1 protein-coding gene and 1 pseudogene are annotated in these 1,528 nt (G+C 63.9%); both read left to right on the forward strand.

Going from position 1 to position 1,528, the window contains the following annotated elements:
• Nucleotides 1-3: 3 nt before the first annotated feature.
• The gene (locus MFF42_RS26315) at nucleotides 4-1,047 is read left to right on the forward strand and encodes an AI-2E family transporter (protein WP_238258894.1); all 1,044 of its coding nucleotides are present in this window, start codon (nucleotides 4-6) and stop codon (nucleotides 1,045-1,047) included.
• Nucleotides 1,048-1,309: 262 nt separating this feature from the next.
• Nucleotides 1,310-1,528 (forward strand): annotated as a pseudogene (locus MFF42_RS26320) (hypothetical protein); the annotation flags it as partial.

Raw genomic sequence — 1,528 nt, forward strand, 5'->3', positions numbered from 1 at the left:
CGGATCTCGGCCAGCATCCTTGCTCTGCTCGCGGTGCTCGCGGCCGCTTCCATCGCGGTGACCGTGTTTGCGCCGATGGCCTTCGCCCTCTTTTTGATTGCGCTCGTTTGGCCGCTCCAGCGCGGGCTTCAGGCGCGCCTCCCGCGCCTCGTCGCCCTCGCTCTCACCATCACCGCGATAATCGTCGCGTTTCTGGGCTTCGCGGCGCTTGCCGCCTGGGCTTTCGGACGGGTCGCGCAATGGTTCATCGCCGATGCCGGCCGGCTTCAATCCCTCTACGACCGGACGACCGCTTGGCTCGGCGAATATGGCATCGTGGTGGACGGTGTCTGGTCGGAGCACTTCAACGTCGGCTGGCTCATGCGCACCGCCCAAGGGCTGACGGGCAGAGTCAACACGACGGTGAGTTTCTGGGTCGTGGCGCTCGTCTACGTCATTCTCGGACTGCTCGAAGTCGATGAGGCGGCCCGGCGGATCGCCGCGCTCGACAGGCCCGGCCTCGCGCGCGTCCTCGTCGGCGGCACGGCCGAGACGGCGGTCAAGCTGCGCCGGTTCATGCTGGTGAGGACTGCCATGAGCCTCATCACAGGGCTGCTTGTCTGGGCTCTCGCGGTTGCCATCGGCCTGCGCTTCGCGGCGGAATGGGGCGTCATCGCCTTCGTCCTGAATTACATCCCTTTCGTCGGGCCCCTGATCGCGACCGTCTTCCCGACCATCTTCACCCTGGTGCAGTTCGAAAGCTGGAGCATGACGGCCGGCGTCTTCGTTTGCCTCAATCTCATCCAGTTCGTCGTCGGCAGTGCTATCGAGCCGCGGGTATCGGGCAGCGCACTGGCCATGTCGCCGTTCGTTGTTCTCTTCGCGGTCTTCTTCTGGATGTATCTCTGGGGACTGGCGGGCGCCTTCATCGGCGTCCCCATTATGATCACCGTGTTGACCTTCTGCGACCAGCATCCGGAGACCCGCTGGATCCCAGGACTGCTTGGAAGCTTGAATCCGAAGCCCGGAAGCGTCGAACGTACGGGAGTCCTCTCGCGCACCGGATGAGCGCCGTCTTCAATGCCGGATCTCGATACCGGAAACCGGTTCTCGCCGATGCCCTGAGGGCGACATGGGTCGCATGAGAGAGGCCAGACGCTGCAACCGCCGATCGTCGAAACCTCAGCGGCGACGGCGCAGCCATCGGTGCGTTCAGCGGCTTCTCAGATGTCAATGCTGAGATGCGCGCGAAGGGGCTAACGTCCTCACAGGAGGCACATCGCTCCAGTCGTTGGTCCCAGTTTCGTTCCGCCAAGCGAAGGAGGAAGGTATGGGAGTTGGGATCGCATCCGAACGTCGTCTTCTCTCTGAAGACGAGCTCGAGCGCATCAAGCTCAGTCATTATCCGGATCTGGGCAAACTCGAACAGGACGATGCCATCGCCTTGGCCAGGTGGCTGCGTGAGCGGCGTAACCGCGTTCGGGACATCGTCAGGACACGACGGCGTGCGCGGCGGGGTAAGGCTGACACAAGCGGCATCGGCTCGGCG

Origin of the sequence: Methylorubrum podarium (genome assembly GCF_022179745.1) — a bacterium.
In the GTDB taxonomy this organism is placed as follows: Bacteria; Pseudomonadota; Alphaproteobacteria; order Rhizobiales; family Beijerinckiaceae; genus Methylobacterium; species Methylobacterium podarium.